The sequence below is a fragment of the Bacteroidia bacterium genome, assembly GCA_025056095.1.
GTDB lineage: Bacteria > Bacteroidota > Bacteroidia > JANWVE01 > JANWVE01 > JANWVE01.
Map to the genome: position 1 here is coordinate 1 of JANWVW010000090.1, position 6,425 is coordinate 6,425.

8 protein-coding genes are annotated in these 6,425 nt (G+C 37.9%); 1 reads left to right on the forward strand and 7 read right to left on the reverse strand.

The genetic code is table 11. The features are described 5' to 3' along the window. Positions 1–150: 150 nt before the first annotated feature. The 3 genes from ytxJ to NZ519_07930 all read right to left on the reverse strand — a co-directional run bounded on the left by ytxJ (position 151) and on the right by NZ519_07930 (position 2,106). Complete coding sequence (gene ytxJ / locus NZ519_07920) at positions 151–492, reverse strand: bacillithiol system redox-active protein YtxJ (GenBank protein MCS7028676.1); 342 nt, start codon at positions 490–492, stop codon at positions 151–153. Between the two features lie 277 nt (positions 493–769). Beyond that, positions 770–1,162: a hypothetical protein gene (locus NZ519_07925; GenBank protein MCS7028677.1), complete on the reverse strand. Its 393-nt coding sequence runs from the start codon at positions 1,160–1,162 to the stop codon at positions 770–772. Positions 1,163–1,224: 62 nt separating this feature from the next. After that, the gene (locus NZ519_07930; protein MCS7028678.1) at positions 1,225–2,106 is read right to left on the reverse strand and encodes a M23 family metallopeptidase; all 882 of its coding nucleotides are present in this window, start codon (positions 2,104–2,106) and stop codon (positions 1,225–1,227) included. Between the two features lie 191 nt (positions 2,107–2,297). Between NZ519_07930 and NZ519_07935 the strand changes: the two genes are divergently transcribed. Continuing rightward, positions 2,298–3,956, forward strand: coding sequence for a S41 family peptidase (locus NZ519_07935; GenBank protein MCS7028679.1), 1,659 nt, complete (start codon positions 2,298–2,300; stop codon positions 3,954–3,956). Positions 3,957–3,964: 8 nt separating this feature from the next. Here the strand turns inward: NZ519_07935 and NZ519_07940 are convergent, their stop codons facing one another. From NZ519_07940 to NZ519_07955, 4 genes are read right to left on the reverse strand one after another with little or no spacing between them, the layout of a single operon-like run. Further along, the gene (locus NZ519_07940; GenBank protein MCS7028680.1) at positions 3,965–5,152 is read right to left on the reverse strand and encodes a HAMP domain-containing histidine kinase; all 1,188 of its coding nucleotides are present in this window, start codon (positions 5,150–5,152) and stop codon (positions 3,965–3,967) included. Between the two features lie 5 nt (positions 5,153–5,157). Next, positions 5,158–6,000, reverse strand: a complete 843-nt coding sequence (locus NZ519_07945; GenBank protein ID MCS7028681.1) for a nitrilase family protein — start codon at positions 5,998–6,000, stop codon at positions 5,158–5,160. A gap of 33 nt (positions 6,001–6,033) precedes the next feature. Continuing rightward, the gene (locus NZ519_07950) at positions 6,034–6,201 is read right to left on the reverse strand and encodes a hypothetical protein (GenBank protein ID MCS7028682.1); all 168 of its coding nucleotides are present in this window, start codon (positions 6,199–6,201) and stop codon (positions 6,034–6,036) included. Then, entirely contained in the window at positions 6,141–6,287 is a 147-nt protein-coding gene (locus NZ519_07955; protein MCS7028683.1) for a hypothetical protein, read from the reverse strand. Before NZ519_07955 ends, NZ519_07950 begins: the two co-directional genes overlap by 61 nt. Positions 6,288–6,425 lie beyond the last annotated feature (138 nt).

A 6,425-nucleotide genomic window follows, 5' to 3' on the forward strand; every position in this document is an offset into this window, starting at 1 on the left:
TGCCCCTTGCTGCGCAAGGGTCGGGGCATTCCGCACTGCGCTTCGCTTCGGTGCTTCGCTAACGCTGCGCACTGCCCTTGCGGGCATGCTCCATGCCCCTCACGCAAAAACTCCGCTTTTTGACCAAAACTCTTAAACGCAAACTTTCGCTTAGCTATTCAAAATTTGCTCAATATCTTCCACACAAATATCATTATGTGAAGCATGGTAAATACATTGGTTATTTTTTATGACTAGCACTTGCGGTGATTGATGAGGAACTTCCCACTGCTGCGCAATTTGGTTAGAAATATCTCGGTGTTGTAGCAAATCTAAATAATAAGGTTCTATTTCTGACGAACTAAATTTCCACTTTCTGTTTAATCTATCTAGCGCCATAGCTGATATACTACACCGAGTGCTGTGTTTGAATATCAGCTGGGGCTTTTGATAAGACTGTTTTGCAATCGTATCTAATTCACTAATATCCACAAGCGATTTCCATGCTGCCATAGAAATTACTTTTTATATTACTGACCTACCTTTTAAGAACCCCAAGCACCTTTAGGAAACAAACCGGGTGGTTTATGCTTAGGTACATGTACACGTGGCTTTCCCCCTACCCCACGGCAGGCTTCGTTATTGCAAGCGGCAAAAATGCTTAGCCACACACACAAACAAAACGTAATTAACAAAAACTTATATTTTTTCATACTGAATATACAATTGCAAAATTACGTATTTTTATATAAATTACAAAAATTAGAACAAGCTTCCAATTCTTTAAAAATTATTTGAACATAGCTTTTATGCTTCCCCATGTTCTTTGAATAGTAGTAGGGTTGTGTGTAACACTTTGAGTAAAGTCTGTGTAAGAAGAGCCTTGCATAATACGCAGAGTGTATATATAAGTTTGACTAGTTTCGTCTGTTTTCATCACATTAAGATCTGTGTAAGAATATACCCGACTGCCATTAGGCGTAACACTGTATATTTTTGCAGCACTACCAGAACCAATTCTCTTCCAAACCTGAAATTCAGTTATGCCATATTCTGATTGTACTTCCCATTGTAACTTTATTTCTGTACCTGATGGAATAGCTGTGAAATACTTGAGTGTTACAGAAGCATAAGTAATTGAAGCTAACAAGAGCAGTGCTAACAAAATTTGAGTCCCTTTCATAGGTCAATTGAGCATACAAAACTTACCTATTCTGCTTGTAAACAGCAAATATCGTGCAAAAGTTAGAATTTAATAAATTTTTGAGGGTCAACAGGCTTGCCATTTTGCCACACTTCAAAATATAAAGTAGGATTATTATTATCGCTACCTGACTTGCCCACTATCGCAATTACGTCACCTGCCTTGACCCTATCACCTGCTTTATGCAGCAGGGCAGCATTATGCTTGTAAAAACTTACTAAATTATTCGCATGTTGAATACCTATGATATAACCACCTTCCGTAGTCCAAGTAGATAAGATTACGGTACCATCCATGATAGCTTTGACAGGTTCATTAGATTTGGCTAATACGTCTATTCCAAAATAACCTTTATCGCTATCAAAAGTACGGGTAACGCTACCTTGTACAGGTTTGAAGCACACAGGTTGGTAATAAGTAGCTTCTTTATCTGTGCCTACTATTTTGTTAGGATCTAAATCATAAAAAACTTCTTTCTCTATGTAATTTTGGATGCTTTTTTCTGTGGGAGTAAGTTGAGAAAAGGTTTTTTCTATACTATCTGTATTTGTGTAAAAAGCACGCTTGTCTTCAATATGATTAGAGAGCTGTGTAGCAGGTTTGTCCCTCTCTAACAATCCTTTAAGCATTTCATCGCGATATTTGAGTTCAGCTTCTATAGCTTGCACTTTAAGGTATGCTTCTTGAAGGTCTTTTCTTAGCCTAGGATCTGTGTAGCCTGGAATATATTGCCGAATAGGAGTAAAAACAATAGTTACAGTTGTAAGCAGAATAATAGCTAATGCGCCTAAACTCAACACAGTAAGTCCACTGAGCATATTCAACCGCATCTGAACTTTTTCCTCAAAATTGTCCTCGTGTAAAATAACTAGTCTAAAAGACTTGCGCAATTGCGAAAATACTCTTGCTAACGCGGTTTTCATATCACGGCAGATTTAATTGCTCATGGAGCAGTGTGCAATATTCAAAAAAATATTTTGGATTACCAAAATTTGAAAAAAATTAAATCTTGCCTGAATAAGTAATCTTTTTTTGCTCAACGTATAGTCTTTTTTGTGGACTGTGTTACTTTTTTACTTATATTGCGTATTAAAACACGAAATTGAATAAGTATATGAAGTCAATTCATAAGGTTGTCATAATTGGTTTATTATGCTTCATCTTGATAGGTAGTGTAGGCTACATTTCTATCTTAGATAAAACGCACGACAATTATTTTCAAATCAGTAAGAACATAGACATATTCGGTAAAATCTATCGCCAAGTAAATGAGCATTATGTAGATGAAATTGAACCGAATGAGTTCATTCGGATTGGTATAGATGCTATGCTCAAATCCTTGGACCCCTATACTACTTATATTCCACAAAACGAAATAGAAGACTATCAATTTTTGACTACAGGTCAATACGGGGGCATCGGTGCTGTAATCGGTCAGAGAGATAAAAAAATTATCATCACTGAACCCTATGAAAACTCCCCTTCACACAAAAATGATATTAGAGTAGGTGATGAAATTCTTGAGGTTAATGGTAAGAGCACAGAGGGCTTGAAAACTGAAGAAGTCCGAAACATGCTTCGTGGGCAAGCAGGCACAGAGGTTACTATAAAATTAAAAAGAAACGGACAAATTTTAACTAAAACCTTCAAAAGAGAAGAAATCAAGATAAAAAATGTACGCTATGTGGGTATGGTCAGCGATGGAATTGGATATATTACTTTGTCAGGCTTTACCCAAGATGCTGCCCAAGAAGTAAAAGAAGCTGTTATTTCACTCAAAAAGCAAGGGGCTAAAAAACTCATTTTGGACCTAAGAGGAAACCCAGGCGGTTTACTTAACCAAGCTATAATGATATCTAATCTTTTTATCAACAAAGGTGAGGTAATTGTAAGTACAAAAGGTAAACAAGAAGTTTCTAACCGCACTTACGTTGCTGAAAATACTCCATTAGACCTAGAAATTCCCATTGCTGTACTAGTCAACGAAAATAGTGCAAGTGCTTCTGAAATTGTGTCAGGTGTAATGCAAGACTTAGACCGAGGTGTAGTTATTGGACAAAGAACTTATGGCAAGGGCTTAGTCCAAAACACCTTACCTTTGAGCTATGGCGCTCAAATTAAGATTACTACAGCTAAGTACTATACGCCTAGTGGTCGTTGTATCCAAAAAATAGACTACAGCCACAAAGCTAATGGAAAAGCAACCTTAATCCCTGATAGCATGAAAAAAGCCTTCAAAACTCGCAACCAACGCGTAGTCTATGATGGTGGCGGCATCATGCCCGACATAGAAATAAAACCCGAAGAATATCCCGAAATTATTCAAGCTCTATCCGCTTATAACATATTCTTTGACTTCGTTCTCAAATACAGAGAAACTCATGATAAAATTGCACCTCCAAAAGACTTCCAAGTAGACGACAATCTATATAATGAATTCGTAAAATTCGCACTAGAACGAAATTTCTCCTACAACACTGCCCTAGAAAACAAACTCAAAGAATTCCGAAAAGCCGCTGAAAAAGAAAAAAACTATGAACTAATAAAAGCAGATATTGACCAAATAGAAAGCAAAATACGCTCTGACAAAACAAAAGACCTACAAACCTATAAATCTCAAATTAAAGAGCTTTTAGAACTAGAATTTGCCTTTCATTACTATTTAGAAAGTGGTAGAATAAAACAAAGCTTCAAATACGACACAGAAATACAAGAAGCTATAAAAGTCCTTAATGACTCTACACGATACTGCCAAATTTTGAATAAAAAATAAACCAACCCCTAAAACGGCTTGAGGGGCAACTCTATCCTAAAAGTAGTGCCTATCCCTACTGTTGAGCTCTTGACATATATTTTACCCCCATGATATTGTTCTACAATTCGCTTGGTAAGGCTTAAACCTAAGCCCCAGCCCCGTTGCTTAGTCGTAAAACCAGGTCTAAATATCCGCTTAAAATACTTGTAAGGAATACCCTTACCATTATCTTGTACTTCTATCCATACCACATTTTTATGCAAACCCGCTGTAATCATAATCCGACCTTTTCTATCTATTGGAATAGCATCAATAGCATTTTTAACCAAATTCTCAACTACCCATTCAAATAAAGGTTTGCTCATATACACTTCCACAGAATCGGATATCTCTGAAAAATCAAATTCAAGTTGAATATACTTCTTTTGCGATAAACGCTGCAAAGTATATTGGGATATATCCTCTAACACAGACAAAATTTTTTCAGGTTTTAATTCAGGCGCAGAGCCAATTTTAGAAAAACGCTCTGTAATAATTCTCAAACGTTCCACGTCTTTATTTATCTCTTGAATAGAATAGTGATTTTCTCCTAATTCGCTTTTGAGCAGTTCCACCCAAGCCATTAAACCCGATATAGGCGTACCTAATTGATGTGCGGTTTCTTTGGCAAGTCCTACCCAAATTCGATTCTCCTGAGCTTTTTTAGCATTATTGAAGCTAATGTAGCCCAAAATAACAAAAGCTATAATCAAACCTAATTGCATGTAAGGAAACCATCTTAATTGCTGCAACAAAACGGATTCCGTGTAATAGACATAAAATTTTGACTTCAATTCAGGATTGTCTATCTCTATAGGCGCGTTATGCTGCTTAAAATGCTCAATTTGACTTTTTATCCAATTATTTTTTTCAATCTCTGTAAGTCTTTTAGGAATTTTGATATTGTCGTAGCTAATCACATTTCCCTTTTCATCGGTTAGAATAGCAGGTACGCTAGTGTTTGATTTAATTAACTCTTCAACAACAAAGCTAAACGCACTCCCTATTTCATCCGAATTAGCTACAAATTGAACGCTCTTTGCCCATAAGGTTACTTTTTTACGTTCCTCTTTTGCTACTTGATGAGCTAAGGCTCTGCTATACCACAAAGAAGCAGCCACTATTGACACGGCTAACGCTATTAAACCCCACCTTGTCCAAGGTAAAGCATGCATAAAACTTATTCTAATGTAAATTCATCCGCATCTAGGTAAGCAGGAAAGTTCTTCCTGTATTCATTTAAGGGAGCTTTATCCAAAGTGATGGTTAGAATTCCTTCCTCATCACCTAAAAAAGCCAACTGCTCACCTTTGTAGTCGTATACCGCAGAGTGTCCGCAATATTCAATACCTTTACCATCTACGCCTACGCGATTTACTCCCACGCAGTAAGCCCAGTTCTCAACCGCCCGAGCAGGTAGTAATACGTCCCAAGCTCTTATGCGTGCTTTGGGCCAATTTGCTACGTAAATGTACAAATCATACGCTACTTCTTGCAAAAATGGACTGTAATAATTCGCAGACCATACAGGAAAACGCAAATCGTAACAAATTAAAGGAAAAATGTTAAAATCCTTTTTTTTAATGTGCCCCTGTGTATCTCCTTTGCTATAGTACTTATGCTCTTCTGCCATTCTGAACAAGTGTCGTTTAGCATACACTGCTTTGAACCCATGTCTGTCTAATTGCCGTGCCTCTTCGCTAATCTCACAAGCAAAAAACATATTTACATAGTCGCTTCCTCCCCATATATTTCCACGATCGTACATTCCGCTGCCTACTATCAACTTACCCCCTAATTTTTTAGACTGCTCTTCTAACCACCTACCCACTTCATCCCAAAATGTAAAAGCTAAACTTGTATTCATGCTAAAACCCGTAGTAAACATTTCAGGTAACACAATGATATCTGTTTGTGCAGGTACTTGCTTGAACCACTCTTCAAACATGAGCAAATTTTTTTCAGGATTCTCCCAATGTAAATTGGTCTGAATGAGGGATAAAGTTAAAGTTTGACCTTCCATACAGCAAAGATAGACTTTTTTACTGCTTATCTTTTACTTTACTTTTGTTACATTGAAGGTTATTTTTGTTTTAATGTTTTGGGCGTGCCCTTGCCCACACTTCGCTTGCGCTTGTGTGGGCAAGGTCGGCGTGCTACGGGCTACGCTAACGCTTCGGTGCTTCGCTTCGCTCCGCACTGGGCTAACGCCCACCCTTCGCATGCCTCACGCAAGGGATCTCTGAAACTGTCGTTTCTCTGTATGTTATGCGAAGTTTTAGCTTGTAAGTGATTGTACTTGAAGCTCAAACAAGGTAAAGACATAACTGTGCAAGCAATTTGCGTGAGGGGCATGGAGCATGCCCGTAAGGGCAGTGCGAAGCGTTAGCGAAGCACCGAAGCGAAGCGTAGTGCGGAATGCCCCGACCCTTGCGTCAGCAAGGGGCA

Bases quoted from the DNA above. Each gene is read 5' to 3' on its own strand.
- NZ519_07925 (MCS7028677.1), bottom strand. From the start codon at position 1,162: ATGAAAGGGACTCAAATTTTGTTAGCACTGCTCTTGTTAGCTTCAATT.
- ytxJ (MCS7028676.1), bottom strand. From the start codon at position 492: ATGGCAGCATGGAAATCGCTTGTGGATATTAGTGAATTAGATACGATT.
- NZ519_07945 (MCS7028681.1), bottom strand. From the start codon at position 6,000: ATGGAAGGTCAAACTTTAACTTTATCCCTCATTCAGACCAATTTACAT.
- NZ519_07935 (MCS7028679.1), top strand. From the start codon at position 2,298: ATGAAGTCAATTCATAAGGTTGTCATAATTGGTTTATTATGCTTCATC.
- NZ519_07940 (MCS7028680.1), bottom strand. From the start codon at position 5,152: ATGCATGCTTTACCTTGGACAAGGTGGGGTTTAATAGCGTTAGCCGTG.
- NZ519_07950 (MCS7028682.1), bottom strand. From the start codon at position 6,201: ATGCGAAGGGTGGGCGTTAGCCCAGTGCGGAGCGAAGCGAAGCACCGA.
- NZ519_07930 (MCS7028678.1), bottom strand. From the start codon at position 2,106: ATGAAAACCGCGTTAGCAAGAGTATTTTCGCAATTGCGCAAGTCTTTT.